This is a genomic window from Pseudomonas sp. KCJK9111, assembly GCF_046231935.1.
In the GTDB taxonomy this organism is placed as follows: domain Bacteria; phylum Pseudomonadota; class Gammaproteobacteria; order Pseudomonadales; family Pseudomonadaceae; genus Aquipseudomonas; species Aquipseudomonas parafulva_B.
Map to the genome: position 1 here is coordinate 1 of NZ_JBJJMO010000081.1, position 16,978 is coordinate 16,978.

At 60.5% G+C, this 16,978-nt stretch carries 15 protein-coding genes; 13 read left to right on the forward strand and 2 right to left on the reverse strand.

Annotation, left to right across the window (positions count from 1 at the left end):
- Together ACK59L_RS19675 and norR are read right to left on the reverse strand one after the other, a co-directional pair.
- Window positions 1-2,097 (reverse strand): Ig-like domain-containing protein (locus tag ACK59L_RS19675; protein WP_409275500.1); only part of this gene is annotated, 2,097 nt, incomplete at its 3' end.
- A 186-nt stretch (window positions 2,098-2,283) separates the two neighbouring features.
- On the reverse strand, window positions 2,284-3,837 hold the full coding sequence (norR, locus tag ACK59L_RS19680) for a nitric oxide reductase transcriptional regulator NorR (RefSeq protein WP_409275502.1): 1,554 nt from the start codon (window positions 3,835-3,837) through the stop codon (window positions 2,284-2,286).
- Window positions 3,838-3,991: 154 nt separating this feature from the next.
- Here norR and hmpA point away from each other — a divergent pair, with 154 nt between their 5' ends.
- From hmpA to ACK59L_RS19745, 13 genes are all read left to right on the forward strand, one after another.
- Window positions 3,992-5,170, forward strand: coding sequence for an NO-inducible flavohemoprotein (gene hmpA / locus ACK59L_RS19685; RefSeq protein WP_409275504.1), 1,179 nt, complete (start codon window positions 3,992-3,994; stop codon window positions 5,168-5,170).
- Window positions 5,171-5,551: 381 nt separating this feature from the next.
- A complete protein-coding gene (locus ACK59L_RS19690; protein WP_023533466.1) occupies window positions 5,552-6,058 on the forward strand; it encodes a disulfide bond formation protein B in 507 nt (168 codons plus the stop codon).
- Between the two features lie 555 nt (window positions 6,059-6,613).
- Window positions 6,614-7,558 (forward strand): ubiquinol oxidase subunit II, encoded by a 945-nt coding sequence (gene cyoA / locus ACK59L_RS19695; RefSeq protein ID WP_058606012.1) that lies wholly within the window; start codon window positions 6,614-6,616, stop codon window positions 7,556-7,558.
- 3 nt (window positions 7,559-7,561) lie between these two features.
- The gene (gene cyoB / locus ACK59L_RS19700; protein ID WP_058639706.1) at window positions 7,562-9,580 is read left to right on the forward strand and encodes a cytochrome o ubiquinol oxidase subunit I; all 2,019 of its coding nucleotides are present in this window, start codon (window positions 7,562-7,564) and stop codon (window positions 9,578-9,580) included.
- A 3-nt stretch (window positions 9,581-9,583) separates the two neighbouring features.
- Complete coding sequence (cyoC, locus tag ACK59L_RS19705) at window positions 9,584-10,204, forward strand: cytochrome o ubiquinol oxidase subunit III (protein ID WP_058606014.1); 621 nt, start codon at window positions 9,584-9,586, stop codon at window positions 10,202-10,204.
- Window positions 10,204-10,536 carry a cytochrome o ubiquinol oxidase subunit IV gene (cyoD, locus tag ACK59L_RS19710; protein WP_058606015.1) on the forward strand — a complete coding sequence of 111 codons (333 nt, stop codon included), beginning with the start codon at window positions 10,204-10,206 and terminating at the stop codon, window positions 10,534-10,536. The genes cyoC and cyoD overlap by 1 nt, the downstream gene beginning before the upstream one ends.
- 11 nt (window positions 10,537-10,547) lie before the next feature.
- Window positions 10,548-11,435 (forward strand): heme o synthase, encoded by an 888-nt coding sequence (gene cyoE, locus ACK59L_RS19715; protein ID WP_023533464.1) that lies wholly within the window; start codon window positions 10,548-10,550, stop codon window positions 11,433-11,435.
- 293 nt (window positions 11,436-11,728) lie between these two features.
- Complete coding sequence (alaC, locus tag ACK59L_RS19720) at window positions 11,729-12,937, forward strand: alanine transaminase (RefSeq protein WP_182139124.1); 1,209 nt, start codon at window positions 11,729-11,731, stop codon at window positions 12,935-12,937.
- 131 nt (window positions 12,938-13,068) lie between these two features.
- Complete coding sequence (locus tag ACK59L_RS19725) at window positions 13,069-14,196, forward strand: hypothetical protein (RefSeq protein WP_409275508.1); 1,128 nt, start codon at window positions 13,069-13,071, stop codon at window positions 14,194-14,196.
- Between the two features lie 146 nt (window positions 14,197-14,342).
- Window positions 14,343-14,726 (forward strand): YkgJ family cysteine cluster protein, encoded by a 384-nt coding sequence (locus ACK59L_RS19730; RefSeq protein ID WP_144964446.1) that lies wholly within the window; start codon window positions 14,343-14,345, stop codon window positions 14,724-14,726.
- A 207-nt stretch (window positions 14,727-14,933) separates the two neighbouring features.
- A complete protein-coding gene (locus ACK59L_RS19735) occupies window positions 14,934-15,497 on the forward strand; it encodes a GNAT family N-acetyltransferase (RefSeq protein ID WP_058606020.1) in 564 nt (187 codons plus the stop codon).
- A gap of 79 nt (window positions 15,498-15,576) precedes the next feature.
- Window positions 15,577-16,116 (forward strand): hypothetical protein, encoded by a 540-nt coding sequence (locus ACK59L_RS19740; RefSeq protein WP_409275511.1) that lies wholly within the window; start codon window positions 15,577-15,579, stop codon window positions 16,114-16,116.
- Window positions 16,117-16,134: 18 nt separating this feature from the next.
- Window positions 16,135-16,524, forward strand: a complete 390-nt coding sequence (locus ACK59L_RS19745; protein WP_409275513.1) for a lysozyme inhibitor LprI family protein — start codon at window positions 16,135-16,137, stop codon at window positions 16,522-16,524.
- The last annotated feature ends 454 nt before the right edge of the window (window positions 16,525-16,978 follow it).

The following is a 16,978-nucleotide window of genomic DNA, read 5'->3' on the forward strand; positions in this document are numbered from 1 at the left end:
AGGCTCGCCTCGGCCACCGATGACGGTGCCGCCAGGGCCGACCAGCACATTGGTGACCGCTTCTGGCGGAGTGATGTCAGGGGCGTTGAACTGCAAGGGCGCCGAGGCGTTGCCTGCTGCATCGACCAGGCGTACGTCCAGTGCCTGGCCGTTGGCCTGGGCAGGGGAGAGGGTGATGCTGAAGGCGCCGTCTGCGCCCACGGTGCCTGTGCCGATCACGGTGCCGGCGGCATCGCGCACTTGCACGGTAGCGCCTGGCTCACCGCGGCCGGTGAAGGTGACGCCATCGGCCAGGGCCAGGTCGGTGGGTTGCGCAGGCCCCACGAGGTCTGGCGATGCCACGCTGGCGGCCGGCGAAGTGTTGCCTGCTGCGTCAGTGAGGGTGACTTGGAGGCTGCTGCCGTCCTTGACGGCAGGGTCCAGGCTGACGGTGAAGGTCCCATCGGCCCCCACGGTGCCCGTGGCGAGCAGGTTGCCTGCCGCGTCGCGCACTTGCACGGTGGTACCGGCTTCGCCGCGGCCGCTCAACTGTGTGCCGGCCAGGCCGACCACCAGGTCCACAGGTGCATCCGGCGGCGTGGTGTCACCGCCATCGACCAAGGGCGCGGTGATGTTGGCTGCCGGCGACGTGTTGCCTGCTGCGTCGGTAGCGCTCACCGCCAGGGCCTGGCCAGTGGTCTGCGGGGGTTGCAGCGTGATGCTGAACAGGCCGTCGGCGCCCGCGATGGCGGTGCCCAGCAACGCACCGCCAGGGCCGCGTACCGAAACGGTAGATCCAGGTTCGGCCCGCCCGGTCAGGGTGGCCCCTTGGGCATCGACGGCCAGGTTAGTCGGTGCGAGAGGCGCCGTGAGGTCTGGCGCAACGACGGCACCCGGTGCAGAGACGTTGCCAGCGGCGTCGGTCAGGGTAACTTGTAGGTTCTGGCTATCAAGCTGCGCCGGTGTGAGCACCACCTCGAAGGCTCCATTGGCCCCCACCACGCCGCTGCCGATCACATTGCCGGCAGGGTCGCGAACGTTGACCGTGGTGCCGGGTTCGCCGCGGCCCGACAGGCGCGTGCCATCAGCGGAGACAACGAGCGCCACGGGCGCATCAGGAGCGGTGGTGTCGGTGCCATCGACCACTGGAGCCACAATACCAGCTGCGGCGGACGTGTTGCCCGCTGCATCCTCGGCCGTGACCTGCAACGCCTGGCCCGCTGTCTGTGCCGGTTGCAGGGTAACGCTGAACAAGCCGTCCGCCCCAGCCGTGGCCGAGCCCAGCAGCACGCCGTCAGCCCCTCTGACCGACACCGTGGAACCGGGCTCGGCGCGGCCTGTGAGCGTTGTACCCTGAGCGTCGATGGCAAGTTCGGTCGGCGCCAGCGGAGCGGTCGCATCCGGTGCGGTCACGGTGCCCGGTGCAGACACATTGCCGGCTGCATCGGTCAAGGTCACCTGCAGGTTTTCGTTGTTGATCTGGGGGGCGTTGAGCGCTATATCGAAGCTGCCATCGGCCCCGACTGTACCGGTACCGAGCAGGTTGCCAGCGGCATCGCGAATGTTCACGATCGCACCCGCTTCACCGCGCCCCGACAGGCGCAGGCCATCCGGGGAAACCAGCAGGTCGATGGGGGTTGCCGGTGCCGTGGTGTCAGGTACTGCACCGCCACCACCGCCGCCGCCACTACCGCCGCCCACCGCCGCCGCGCCGCCGCCCACGCCGAGCAATCCCAAGCCTGCGATGGTCCACGTCGGCATCGCGTCGCCCGCCGTACCGATGCCTGCAACCAGTTCGTCCAGAGAAGCCACTTCGTTGAAGGTGAAGCCGGTGAAAGCCTGAGCATCGTATTCGGCTTGCCAGAGCGTGCCGTCTTCGCCGACGAACACCATGTCGCTGCCGACGCCTGCCTGGTTCAACGCGAAGAAATTACCGATGGTGACCTTTTCGCCGGACTTGAGCGTGACGATCAAATCCTGCCCGCGTTGCGTGACGGTGGCGACCTGGTCGGGCGCGACGGGCATCTGCACGACGCCTGGGCCATTGAGAGTGATATTGCCCCAGGCATTCTGGGTGGCGACGGCGGACTGCTTATCGGCGACGACGATGTTTTCCATGAAGTGCTCCCTGCTGGTCGACTGATCCCCCCCGGCCTGAATGCGGCCGGCATTGCTGCACCAGGTCCTCTGGAACGCGATGCGGCAACCTCGACCGGTCAGTCGAGGCGTGGGCGTTTAGGAGATATAGCAGCCGTGTTCAGACCAACCAGAGGCTTTCTGGGTTAATCCTTTTGTGATGCATCCCTAGCGAATGCCCAGCCGCCGGGCCAGGCGGCTGAGGTTCGCGCGGTCGAGTTCGAGCACTCTTGCGGTGGCTGCCCAGTTGCCCTGATGTTGATCCAGGCAGGCCTGGATCAACTGGCGTTGGTAGGTGTCCAGCGCTTGGCGCAGGCCTCCAGCACCCAGTTCCGCCACCGCCGTTTCACGGGCGGGGGCGAGCTGTGCAGGCAGTGAAGCAAGTGGCTGAAGATCCAGGTCGGCAGCGGTCAAGGACAAAATCCTGGGACGTACCGTTTGTCGGCCCAACGCCTTGAGCGCCGAGCGGCCGATCAGATGCTCCAGTTCACGCACGTTGCCCGGCCAGTCGTAGGACATAAGTGCAGCCTGGGTGTCCGCGTCCAGACGTAGGCTGCTCAAGCCCAGGCGTGAGCGATTCTGTTCGAGGAAGTAGCCCGCCAGAAGCAGCACGTCGCGTGCTCGTTCCCGCAGAGGGGGGACATGCAGAGGATATACGCTCAGGCGGTGGTAGAAATCGGCACGCAATCGCCCGCTGCGCACCTCGGCGGCCAGATCGCGGTTGGTGGCGGCGATCAGGCGCACGTCGACGTGGTGTTCGCGGTCCGAGCCCAGCCGCTGCAACTGCCCGCTTTGCAACACGCGCAGCAGCTTGGCTTGTACGGCTAGCGGCAACTCGCCTACCTCGTCGAGAAACAGCGTGCCCCCATTGGCCAGTTCGAACTTGCCTCGGCGCTCTGCATGGGCGCCGGTGAAGGCTCCGCGCACGTGGCCGAACAGCTCGCTTTCCACCAGCGTGTCGGGCAGCGCTGCGCAGTTCAGGCTGATCAACGGTTTGTGGGCGCGGCTGCTCGCCTGGTGCAGGGCTTGGGCTACCAACTCCTTGCCCACCCCGGTCTCGCCGGTGATCAGCACGGTGAGGTCGCTGCTGCCCACCAATCGGATTTCCTCCAGCATGCGCTTGTGGGCCGGGCTCTGGCCGATCAGCTCTCGGTCCTGACCACTGGCCTGGCGATACACCTCTGCTCGCTGATGCTCGTTTTCTGCGCGCAGGGCCAGGCGTTCGATCCGCTCGGCCACGGTCACGGTGGCAGCGGCCAGGCTGGCAAAGGCTTGCAAGGCGTCGAGCTCCAGGCTCTGGAACTGGCCGGGCGTCAGGGCATCGAGGGTGACAAGCCCCCACGGGCGCTCATCGACCATCAAGGGGCAACCCATGCAGTCGTGAACCTCAAGGTCCACGTCCGGCGTATTGACCAGGCCATCGTAGGGGTCCGGCAGCTCGGAGTCGCTGGCAAAGCGGGTGGGGGAGGGGCTGCTCAACAGAATCTGGAAGCGTGGGTGCTCACTGACCTTGAAGCGACGGCCAACGGTATCTGGGCTCAGGCCGTCCACGGCCAAGGGCACTAGCCATTGGCCATCGAGCCGGAGCAAGGCGGCAGCGTCACAGGGCAGCAGACTGCGCATGGCTTGCAGTAAACGGCGATAGCGCTCCTGATCGGGCAGGTCGCGGGACAGGTCGCTAACCAGTGGCAGCAAGGCGGTAAGCAATGGCTTGGTAGTCATAGGGACTCCTGTGTGTCTAATTGACTATAAGCCATCCTGTGTCATTTCGACATGCTAGGGCTTGAAGGCCCCGAATTTGCAGGGCCCTGGACTTGGCACGAATGATGAAATGATCCAGGCATCATTCGAAGCCCATGGCTCAGGAGTTGCTGCAATGCTCAATGCCGAACAACGTGCGATCATCAAGGCCACCGTTCCATTGCTGGAAACCGGCGGCGAGACACTGACCACTCATTTCTACCAAATGATGCTCAGCGAGTACCCCGAGGTACGTCCACTGTTCAACCAGGCGCACCAGGCCAGCGGTGACCAGCCGCGTGCCTTGGCCAATGGCGTGCTGATGTATGCCCGTCACATCGACCAGCTCGAACAGTTGGGCGGTCTGGTGGGCCAGATCATCAACAAGCATGTGGCGTTGCAGATCCTGCCCGAGCATTACCCAATCGTTGGCCGCTGCTTGTTGCGGGCCATCGAGGAAGTATTGGGCAAGGACATTGCCACGACCGAGGTGATCGACGCCTGGGGCGCAGCTTATGGCCAGTTGGCAGACATTCTCATCAATGCTGAAGAAAGCCTTTACAAGCAAAAAGAAGAGGCCGACGGCGGATGGCGAGGGACCCGCGAGTTCCGACTGGCGCGGCGAGTAGAGGAAAGCCGCGAAATCGTCTCTTTCTACTTCGCCCCAGTGGACGGCAAACCGGTGCTGAAGGCCGAACCTGGGCAGTACATCGGCCTGCGGCTGATGATCGATGGTGTAGAGCATCGTCGCAACTATTCGCTTTCCGCGTTGTGCGACGGTGGTGAATATCGGATCAGCGTCAAACGCGAATCGGGTGGCACGGTCTCCAACTACCTGCATGACCAACTGATGGTAGGTGACACCCTCCAATTGTTCCCACCAGCCGGTGATTTCACACTGGCCGCCAGTGACAAGCCGTTGGTGCTGATCAGCGGGGGCGTGGGCATAACGCCTACCCTGGCCATGCTAGAGGCGGCCTTGCCGACCGGTCGGCCGGTGCACTTCATTCATTGCGCGCGCAACGGGCAGGTGCATGCGTTTCGCGAGTGGCTCGAGACCCAGGCAGTGCAGCACCCGCAACTCAAACGTTTCTACTGCTACGCCGAAGCGGATGATGCAGCCCACGCCAATGCCGTGGGCTTGCTGGACCAACATCTGCTGGGCGAGTGGCTCCCTCGTGAACGCGACGTGGACGTCTACTTCCTCGGGCCGAAGCCCTTCATGGCCGCGGTCAAACGCCAGCTTCTGGCCCTGGGCGTACCCGAGCAGCAGACCCGCTACGAGTTCTTTGGGCCGGCCGCGTCGCTGGTGTAAGGGCCTTAGTGCCTAGTGACTATATATAAAGAAGCGTAACGGCCACGCCGAAGGTCGGCTGCAAGGGGCTGCATAGCAGCCCCTTGCTGTGTTGGCGAAACCCGCCAGGGCGATGCTTGCCTAGTGCGTTAATCCTGCATTAACCCAGCTGCCATTCACTCCTGCTGAACGAGAAGCAGGCGGCAACTGCGGCCTGTCCGGCAGCTTCAGTTTTTGCTGCCCCCTCGTTGAACCGTTCTGCCAACGCCCGGTCTGAGCCACACCCCATTGTCGCCAGGAGTATCTATCCATGAAAGGCGGGGCGCCCAGGCCACCGGCGTCTGTGTAGAATTGCGCCAAGCTGGCGGACTACGCTGCGACTATCCATCCAAGGAACCGGCAATGAATGATCAAACATCGCGCCTGAATCGGGAACGGCGCTTTCTGGTACTGTTGGGCCTGATCTGCGTTTCGCTGATCGGTGGCGCCCTCTACATGCAGGTGGTGCTGGGCGAGGCGCCATGCCCGTTGTGCATTCTTCAGCGCTATGCGCTCCTGTTCATCGCCGTCTTCGCATTCCTGGCTGCAGCCATGCCCGGGCGACGCAGTCTGACCTTCTTCGAGGCACTGGTCGTGGTCAGCGCCATTGGCGGAATCATTGCAGCCGGCAACCATGTGTATATACTCGCCAACCCCATGGTCAGTTGTGGCATCGATACCCTGCAGCCCATCGTCGATGACTTGCCCTTGGCCAAGGTCTGGCCGCTGGCGTTTCAGGTGGATGGTTTCTGCAGCACGCCTTACCCACCGGTGCTGGGCCTTTCACTGGCGCAATGGGCATTGATCGCCTTCGTCCTGACGGCGTTGCTGGTGCCACTTGGCATCTACCGCAACCGTCGCCGTCCTTAGACAAAAGTCCCTGAATACGACAAGGTTTTCGCGGGCTTCATCGAGGTACGAAAACCCCTGGCAAGTTGATCCAGATCAAGCTGTAGCCCTTGCTGGATGCGGGTTGCAGGGCTATAGCCAGGGGTGCGACAAAGTGTCGCGAAGTTGAATTTATCGGCGTTATTGTTACAGATCCTGTAAAGGACTGTTGCTCAATAAGTCATAGTCAAGGGTTGGCGACCTATCTACAATCGCCCCCAATTTCCGTTCGGCACTGCTTGCAAGTCGCAGGATTGAAGGAAGCCCCAGCGCTCCTTTTTGCTGACTTCGTCAAGTTTCGCCCAACGGCGATACCGGGCGGACCCCCCTCCGCGTTTTCCGCACCAAATGGAATTGGTCTGCTATACAGGCCTTTGCCTACGAAACCAAAAGCACCGCTAACTCGCTTGAAGCCAAGGTCCTGCAGTCGGGCCCAGGCAGGAGCGGGTACGGGCGCGCAATGCCTCACTTGGTTGGACGAAGTGTTGGCTATCAAACACCAATTGCATTGAAGCAAGCTGATCTAGAGGTCGTGAGATGAGTAAAAAGCGTTACCCCAGACTGTTTGGCATATTGCCCTTTTTAGGCATGCTTTTACTCAGTGGGTGCAACTGGACCCTGCTCGACCCGAAGGGACAGGTCGGCATTGAGCAAAAGAACCTGATCCTGATCGCAATCGGCCTGATGCTGCTGGTCGTCGTGCCAGTCATCATCATGACCGTGGTGTTCGCCTGGAAGTATCGCGCTTCCAACAAGGCAGCCACCTACACCCCGGACTGGTCGCACTCGACCAAGATCGAGGCTGCGGTGTGGATCATCCCGATCCTGATCATCATCGTGCTGGGTTACGTGACCTACAAGTCCACCCACAAGCTCGACCCGTACCGTCCTCTGGATTCCGACGTGAAGCCCGTGCAGATCGACGTCGTCGCGCTAGACTGGAAGTGGCTGTTCATCTACCCGGAACAAGGTATCGCCACGGTCAACAAGATCGTCTTCCCGGCCAATACCCCGGTCAACTTCCGCGTCACTTCCGACGCCGTGATGAACTCGTTCTTCATCCCGGGCCTGGGTGGCCAGATCTATGCCATGGCGGGCATGACCACCAAGCTGCACCTGATCGCCAACGAAAACGGCGTGTTTGACGGTATCAGCGCCAACTACAGCGGTGCTGGCTTCACCGGCATGAAATTCAAGGCTACTGCCACGTCCCAGGAAGACTTCGAGAAGTGGGTCGCCGAAGTCAAGCAGTCGCCGAAGAAGCTGGACAAGGCCGAATACGAAGCCTTGGCCAAACCAAGCGAAAACAACCCAGTCACGCTGTATAGCGAGGCCTCGCCTGACCAGTTCCAGCTGATCGTCGACAAGTACGAAGGCATGAACCGCGGTCGTTCGAGCCACGAAGAAGCTGGCAGCAAAGACCTGGCCACTACCAAGGGTGTGGAATCGAGTATGCAACCAGCTGCCGGTGCAGAGGAGTAAGAGATGTTCGGTAAATTAAGCCTGGAGGCGATACCCTATCACGAGCCGATAGTCATGGTGACACTCGCCATAATCGCGCTCGGTGGTATCGCTGTCGTTGGTGCAATCACCTACTTCCGCAAGTGGTCCTACTTGTGGACCGAGTGGTTGACGACCGTCGACCACAAGAAAATCGGGGTGATGTACATCATCGTCGCGATGGTCATGCTGCTGCGCGGCTTTGCCGACGCCATCATGATGCGGACCCAGCTGGCTGTTGCCACCGGTGGTTCCGAAGGCTACCTGCCGCCTGAACACTATGACCAGATCTTCACCGCCCACGGTGTGATCATGATCATCTTCATGGCGATGCCATTCTTCACCGGCCTGATGAACCTTGCGGTTCCTCTGCAGATCGGTGCACGTGACGTGGCCTTCCCGTTCCTGAACTCCCTGAGCTTCTACCTGCTGCTGGCAGGCGTGCTGCTGGTGAACATCTCGCTGGGCGTTGGTGAATTCGCCAAGACCGGTTGGGTTGCCTATCCGCCGCTCGCGGGCATTCAGTACAGTCCGGGCGTGGGTGTCGACTACTACATCTGGGCGCTACAGCTCTCAGGATTGGGTACGACACTGACAGGCGTGAACTTCCTCGTCACCGTGATGAAGATGCGCGCACCTGGCATGAAGCTGATGGACATGCCTATCTTCACCTGGACCTGCACCTGGGCAAACGTCCTGATCGTGGCTTCGTTCCCGATCCTGACCGCTGCACTGGCACTGCTGACCGTTGACCGTTATCTGGACTTCCATATCTTCACCAACGAGCTTGGTGGGAACCCGATGATGTACGTCAACCTGTTCTGGGCGTGGGGTCACCCTGAGGTTTACATCCTGATCCTGCCGGCCTTCGGCGTGTTCTCGGAAGTCACCTCCACCTTCGCCGGCAAGCGTCTGTTCGGCCACCACGCGATGATCTACGCATCGGGTGCGATCGCTGTTCTGGGCTTTGCGGTTTGGCTGCACCACTTCTTCACCATGGGTGCCGGCGCCAGCGTCAACACCTTCTTCGGCCTGGCGACGATGCTGATCTCCATCCCGACGGGTGTGAAGCTGTTCAACTGGCTGTTCACCATCTACCAGGGCCGTCTGCGCTTCACCGCGCCGATCCTCTGGACCCTGGGCTTCATGATCACCTTCTCCATCGGTGGCATGACCGGCGTTCTGCTGGCTGTACCGGGTGCTGACTTCGTGCTGCACAACAGCCTGTTCGTGATCGCCCACTTCCATAACGTGATCATCGGTGGTGCGGTATTCGGCTATATCGCCGGCTTCGCCTACTGGTTCCCGAAAGCCTTCGGTTTCACCCTGAACGAGAAGTGGGGCAAGGCTGCCTTCTGGTTCTGGATCTCGGGCTTCTACGTGGCGTTCATGCCGCTGTACGCACTGGGCTTCATGGGTATGACCCGTCGTCTGAACCACTCGGACAACCCACTGTGGGAACCCTACCTGTACGTTGCCGTGGTTGGTGCCGTGCTGATCCTGTTCGGTATCGCCTGCCAGCTGATCCAGCTGTTCGTATCGGTTCGCGATCGTCACCAGAACCTGGACGTGACCGGCGACCCATGGGGCGGCCGTACCCTGGAATGGTCGACTTCCTCGCCACCTCCGTTCTACAACTTCGCCCACATGCCTGAGAAGGTTGGCCTGGATGCCTGGCACGAAGCCAAGGAAGCCGGTGTTGCCTACAAGGTGCCGGGCAAGTACGAAGCGATCCACATGCCGAGCAATACCTCTACCGGTTTGTTCATGGGTCTGTTCCTGACCATCTTCGGCTTCGCTTTCATCTGGCACATCTGGTGGCTGGTCGGCGCAAGCCTGGTTGCAACCATCGCTGTCTTCGTTCGCCACGCTGCGCGTGACGACCAGGGCTACATGGTTCCGGCCGAAGAAGTGGCGCGCATCGAAGGCGAGCGCATGAAAGCGTTGGCCAATGCAGGTGCTCTGCCTGCCGGCGCACGTGTCGAATCGTTTGAGCGGGTGTAATCAATGTCCAGTCAAGTAATGCACGGTGCTCATGGTCACGACCATGGGCACGACGATCACCACCACGACTCGGGCCAGATGACCGTACTGGGCTTCTGGCTGTACCTGATGACCGACTGCATCCTGTTTGCGTCGCTCTTCGCCACCTACGCGGTGCTGTCCGGCAGTTTTGCCGGCGGCCCGTCGGGTCATGACATCTTCCAGCTCGATTTCGTAGCTGTTGAAACGTTGTTCCTGCTGCTGTCCTCGATCACCTTCGGCTTCGCCATGCTGAAGATGTTCGCCGGTAACAAGGCAGGCGTCTTGGGCTGGTTGGCTGTGACCTTCCTGTTCGGTGCAGGCTTCATCGCGATGGAAATCTACGAGTTCCATCACCTGATCGGCGAAGGCTTCGGCCCGAACCGCAGTGGCTTCCTGTCGGGCTTCTTCGCCCTGGTAGGCACCCACGGTCTGCACGTGACGGCTGGTCTGATCTGGATGGCAATCATGATGTACCAGATCAACAAGCACGGCATCACGCCGACCGCCAAGACCCGCATGAGCTGCCTGAGCCTGTTCTGGCACTTCCTGGACGTGGTCTGGATCTGCGTATTCACCGTCGTCTACCTGCTGGGGGTTCTGTAATGGCTAACGCACACGACACTCATCACGAAGGCAGCCACGGCAGCGTCAAGTCGTACATGATCGGTTTCGTCCTGTCGATCATCCTGACCGCGATTCCGTTCGGCCTGGTGATGTTCCCAAGCCTGCCGAAGAACCTGACCGTTCTGGTCGTTGTGGCCATGGCCGTGATTCAGGTGGTGGTACACCTGGTGTACTTCCTGCACATGGACCGCTCGAAAGGGCAACGCAACAACGTATCGACGTTCCTGTTCACCGTCATGGTGATCGCGCTGCTGGTTGGCCTGTCGCTGTGGATCATGTTCAGCATCCACGCCGAAATGCTGGCCAAGTGAGGTAAGACTGCATGTCCGTTAAGCACTTTATCCAAATCACCAAACCGGGGATCATTTTCGGTAACGTGCTTTCCGTGGCAGGCGGTTTCTTCCTTGCCGCGAAGGGCCATGTGGACTTCGCCCTGCTGCTGGCAGTGGTCGTTGGTACTTCCCTGGTGGTGGCGTCCGGTTGTGCATTCAACAACTGCATCGACCGCGACATCGACCAGAAAATGGAGCGCACCAAGAACCGCGTGATGGTACAGGGTGGCATGTCACTGCCCCTCGCGCTGATCTATGCCACCCTGCTTGGGGTGGCGGGTTTCAGCTTGCTCTACGTCCAGGCCAACCCCTTGTCCGCGTACTGCGCACTGATCGGCTTCGTGGTCTATGTGGGCTTCTACAGCCTGTGGCTCAAGCGTAAATCGGTGCACGGCACCTTGGTCGGCAGCCTGTCCGGTGCCATGCCGCCTGTCATTGGCTATTGCGCTGTCAGCAATAGCTTTGACCTGGCGGCTGTGACCCTGCTGGTGATGTTCAGCCTGTGGCAGATGCCGCACAGCTTTGCCATCGCCATCTTCCGCTTCAAGGACTACAGTGCCGCAAACATTCCGGTATTGCCGGTGGCGCGCGGCATTTTGGCTGCGAAAAAACAGATCGTGCTGTATGTGCTGGCATTCGTGCTTGCGACCTTGATGCTCACCCTGGGCGGTTACGCCGGCCTCGGCTACATGGCCGTGGCAGCTGCCATGGGCCTTTACTGGCTGTACATGGCATGGGGTGGCTACAAGGCCGAAGATGACAGCAAGTGGGCACGCAAAGTGTTTGGCTTCTCCATCCTTACCGTCATGGCCTTGAGCCTGATGATGGGTGTGGATAGCCAGACGGCTGCTGACGTACTGATGACCTACGCACGCTGAAACCACGCCTGCTTCACGAAAACCCCGGCCTGTGTGCCGGGTTTTTTTTTGCCTATGCGGGGCCTGTCGCTGGTAAGCCAGGTGACGTGCCCAGTACACAGTTTTTCGTTTTTGGCTTACCAGCATGGGACTATCCGTGAGCAGCTGGCAAAAAATGCTCCTGAATAGATCCAAAAAAACAGTAAATTACCCTTTACAAGTCGGCTCTATCGGCACTATCTTCTGAATCAGGCCGCCCCATGCGGCCAGCGTCGCTCGGACGGTTCCGGGCGCTTACGTTTTCAGAGGAAACCATGGCCAATCCAGGTTTGCCGCGCCGCTTTGCGCGCATCGATCGTCTCCCGCCCTACGTCTTCAACATCACTGCCGAGCTCAAGATGGCTGCCCGCCGCCGTGGCGAGGACATCATCGACCTGAGCATGGGTAACCCCGATGGCGCCACGCCGCCGCATATCGTCGAGAAGCTGGTGCAAGTCGCTCAGCGCGAGGATACCCATGGCTATTCCACATCCCGCGGCATCCCTCGCCTGCGTCGCGCCATCTCGAACTGGTACAAGGAGCGCTACGAGGTCGACATCGACCCTGAAGAAGAGGCCATCGTCACCATTGGCTCGAAAGAGGGCCTGGCACACCTGATGCTGGCCACCCTGGATCAAGGCGATACGGTACTGGTGCCCAACCCCAGCTACCCGATTCACATCTACGGCGCTGTCATCGCCGGAGCCCAGGTGCGTTCTGTGCCGCTTGTGCCGGGTGTGGACTTCTTCAACGAGCTTGAGCGGGCCATTCGCGAGTCCATCCCCAAGCCCAAGATGATGATTCTCGGCTTCCCGTCCAACCCGACCGCCCAGTGCGTGGAGCTGGACTTCTTCGAGCGCGTGGTGGCATTGGCTAAGCAATATGGCGTGCTGGTGGTGCACGATCTGGCGTATGCCGACATCGTCTACGACGGCTGGAAAGCACCGTCTATCATGCAGGTTCCTGGCGCCAAGGACATTGCGGTGGAGTTCTTCACCTTGTCTAAAAGCTACAACATGGCCGGCTGGCGGATCGGCTTCATGGTTGGCAACCCCGAGCTGGTCAACGCCTTGGCGCGCATCAAGAGTTACCACGATTACGGTACATTCACGCCTTTGCAGGTGGCTGCCATCGCAGCGCTGGAAGGGGATCAGCAGTGCGTACGGGATATTGCCGAGCAGTACCGTCAGCGTCGCAATCTGCTGGTCAAGGGCTTGCACGAGTTGGGCTGGATGGTCGAGAACCCCAAGGCGTCCATGTACGTCTGGGCCAAGATCCCGCCTGAGTACGCACACCTGGGTTCGCTCGAGTTTTCCAAGAAGCTCCTCGCCGAGGCGAAGGTGTGTGTTTCGCCAGGTATCGGCTTTGGCGACTATGGTGACGACCATGTGCGGTTTGCCTTGATCGAGAACCAGGATCGGATTCGTCAGGCCATTCGCGGTATCCGCCAGATGTTCCGGGCTGACGGGCTGGCGCGCAAGTAACCTTTGACGGCCTGCCGTTGGAATTCCCGGCGGCAGGTACGCAGCGCTCGATGGCAGGACGGGCTTCCGTATGTTCCCTATCCTGCTAACTGACTACCTTCGGCACTCATTTCTTTCACGATGGTAGTGACATGAGTGTTTTTACCGCCTATTTCTGTGGGACAGGTTCCCATCGCTTCGACGACACCAACACCAATTTCTGGAATGGCGAACTGGTTTCGACCCTGGCCAGCCAAGACCAGGGCCGCGAGTTTGCTCACTGGGTTGCTGTCGACGGTCCGGGCAGCGGCAATCTTCAGGACGACAGCCTGTTCGTCGATCCCGGTGGTTACTACAACTGGACAGGGCAGTTGTTTGGCCGCGGCTGGGAAGAAAACGTCAGCCATGTGCTGCAAATCATCAAAGGCCAAAGCAACTGGCAGCGCACCAAACTGAGCGAGGCCGAATACAACCGCCTCAAGGATGCCGGCGTCCCTGTGCCGGAGGTGGCTTCGACCGCTTCGTGGTTCTGGAGGACCTACGACTACGGTGACCGCCAACCCACGCCGCAGCAACTACAGGAACGCATTATTCATCTGTTCCGCAAACCGCGCGTACCTACACAGGTCAACCTGGTCGGCTGGAGCCGCGGCGGCATCAGCTGCCACATGCTGGCCAATGCCATGGCCAAGGACCCTGAGTTGTGCGATGTCCCCGTCAACATCTTTACCATCGATCCGGTTCCAGGCATTGGCAATGTGCAGCCAGAGCGCGTGATGCTGTCGAGTAATGTGCGTGAATATGTAGGCTTCTACTCCCGTGACGAACGTTCCAAAGGGTTCGCCTGCGTGGTGCCAGGCGTACAACCTGGCACCCGGATATGCGTGTTTCCCATGCCGGGTCGGCACGCGACATTGGTGGGGAATGCGTCGGTTGACGGTGCTGGCAGCGGCCAAGTGCTGGTCGAGCCGGGCTTGGTGGTCAGGCACTACGCCGAAGTGTGCCTCAGGCGCTGGGGTGTCGAATTGGCCAAGTGTCTGGACTTGAGTGACAAACAAGTGATGGCCTATCACAAGGCAATGGCAGACCGTGAAGACCAGTACCAAGCAATGCGTCGCAAGTCCTACACCGTCGTGACCGAAGGTAGCCGTGACGACAGGCTATTACATCAAGGCACACGGCAAACGACCTTCAGCCATGTACGCGGCGATCCCTATTACCCAGCTGCAGGTCTTGGTCTGACGCAGTGCGATGGAGATACCTATAAAGCGTTGCGCTAACTTGACCCGTGGGGGAAGAGGGCGTCTGGTGACAGTCAATCGCCTGCAGTTATTTTTTTCTGCCCCTCTATTCAATCACCCCCGCTTGGCCCGAGAATGGCTCCTCGGGCCAGCCCCGATCTCAACCACCTTCCTTCCGTGCAATCATGTCCGAATATAACCCTTGCCTTGACTGCGGCGCTTGCTGCGGGTATTTCCGTGTGTCCTTCTTCTGGGGTGAATGCCAGTCCTCCGGCGGTGTGGTGCCTGACGATCTGGTGGTGCAGGTGAGTCCGTCTCGGGTGGCCATGATTGGCACTGACGCCAAGCCCTGCCGTTGCACCAGCCTGCAGGGCGAGGTGGGGCAAGGCGTTGCCTGCACCATCTACGCCAACCGTTCCAGCACCTGCCGCGAGTTCGAGGCGTCGTGGGAAGGGGGCGTACACAACCCACGCTGTGATACCGCCCGGGCCGCCTACGGTCTACCGCCATTGACTCCGCCTGGGGCCAATGAGCCCCATTGGCCCGATGATGGGGCTGAGGTCGCCTAAGTCGGCATGTAGGCGTTCGCTTATGAGCGTCCTTCACCTGAGTCCATAACATGGAAGTCGGGCATAGTCGCAATCTTTGACAAGGCAGAGACGCGCATCTGAGCGTCCTGGCTGTCAACTGTGCACCGCCGTGGAGTTTTGCAATGCCTGAACGCCGCACTTGACGCTAAACTGTCATCTTACCTAGCAATGGACAGGTGAGCCGGCGTGACCCCACCCCGAAGTTTCCCGAGTGATCTGTGTCTCGATAGCCCGCGCCTTTACCTGCGCCCCATGCGCCACGCAGATGCGGCAAAGTGGTTGGCGATCATGGCCGACCCGGAAGTCATGCGGTACTGGCACCACGCGCCCTGGCAGAGTCTGGCTGAAGCCCAGAGCGCACTGGCAGCTGATCGTGAGGCGTATGCCAATGGTGAGCAACTCAAGCTTGGCATGTATCGCCGGGACAACGGCGAGCTGATTGGCATGGTTCAACTGTTCAACATCGACGACACCTCCCGGCGAGGTGAGATCGGCTATTGCCTGGCCAGCGCCGTGCAGGGAAGGGGGTATATGGATGAAGCATTGACGTGCTTTATCGACTATATCGCCAACACCCTGCACATGCGCCGCCTGGAAGGCGAGATCGACCCTCGCAACCAAGGCTCGGCGCGCACGTTGGAGCGCCAGGGGTTTGTGCTGGAGGGCACCCTGCGGGCGCGTTGGTGCGTAGGCGGTGAGCTATCCGACTCGGGCATCTACGGGCTGCTGCTCGAACCGCCGGTGGCTTGAAGGACTGCGAACACCCAGTTTGGAAGCGGGGGATGACATGGGTTATGGTCATCCCCTGTACCGTCCTTCTAGGTGTCCTTTGCCCGCTTTTTATCTCAGCATTTCGCTCCTGCTGTACTTGGTCGCTCTGTGCTTCGATGGCGCCTCGATGAGCGATGGCCACCACATGCCAGCCCTGCAGATGTTGCTGTACGGGCCTTGGGGCGTACCCTTCGGGCTGAACCAGTGGTTCGCCAATCCGTTGCTCGCCCTGGCCATTCTGGCGCATCGGCGCTTTCGCCGCTTGGCCCTGCTGCTAGGGCTTTGTGCTCTGTATCTGGCGGCGACCAGTTTGGGTATCGACCGCCTGCCGGACAATCTGAGTTATGAGTTTCACGACCTGACAGGTTTGGCGGCAGGGTTCTATGTGTGGGTGGCAGCCATGCTGGTATTTTGCCTTGGTCAGGGCTGGTACTGTTTGAAAGCGCGCCAGGCCGCTGATATACCTGGGTGGAATTGGGCGGACGTTACCCTGATTGCGGCATTGGCGGTGACGTTGTATGCCGCCACGCAGATGCCGTCGTTGCGCTTCGAGCCGAGCAGGGTATTGATGCCGCCGGAGCAGCCTCAGACGCTTTGACACTCAAGGAGAGTTTGCATGATCAAGCACTACCTGGCGGGGCTGGCATTGGCGTGCTGCACGACGCTGGCGATCGCCGCCGAACCTTCTCCAGCCTATACCCGCTGTATGGAGGGTGCCTCTAATACCCTGGCCATGGGTGAATGCCTCAAGGCTGAGACGCAGGCACAGGATCAACGCCTGAACCGCGTCTACAAGCAGCTGATGGGTGAACTGGCGGCGGATCAGCAAAACAGCCTGCGTGATGTGCAGCGCAAGTGGCTGGTCTATCGGGATGGCAACTGCCAGTTTTATCGCAAGGCCAGCGGCGGCACCATGGCGCAGTTGGAGGGCGGGACCTGCCTGATGGACATGACCCGAGAGCGGGCGGCGGAACTTGAGCGGAACCTTAGCGGTGATGAGTTCTAAACTTGCCACGGTATATGTCTTCTGTAGGATAAAACGTGCAGCGGCTCCAAGCGTTGAGGCAGTGCGCTAGTGACTGGGGCCGCTGCGCGGCCCATCGCGGCGCAAGGCCGCTCCTACATAGAACTGTGTAGTATTCAAAGGATTTGCAGGCGTCAACTCATCTATTGAATTTATATATTGCAGTTGCAGTTGCAGTTGCTTCTAAGCGCGCGGTAGTTCAGGCGCCGCAGATCGCGACTTCAGGAGGCCGAGTGCAGGGCTTGCGGAGGGAGGTGACAGGCATGGATGCCTGTCAAGCGCTGGGCCCCAGGATGGGGCCTGCAGCGCGGTCCTCCCGGGAGCAAGCCCGGAGCGAGGGAACCCCGGAGCGCAGCGTAGGGGCCGGATGATAGGAGCAGGCGGTTTTTGCTTACTTTTTGACAAGACAAAAAGTGAGCCGCCGTAAGGGCGGAAA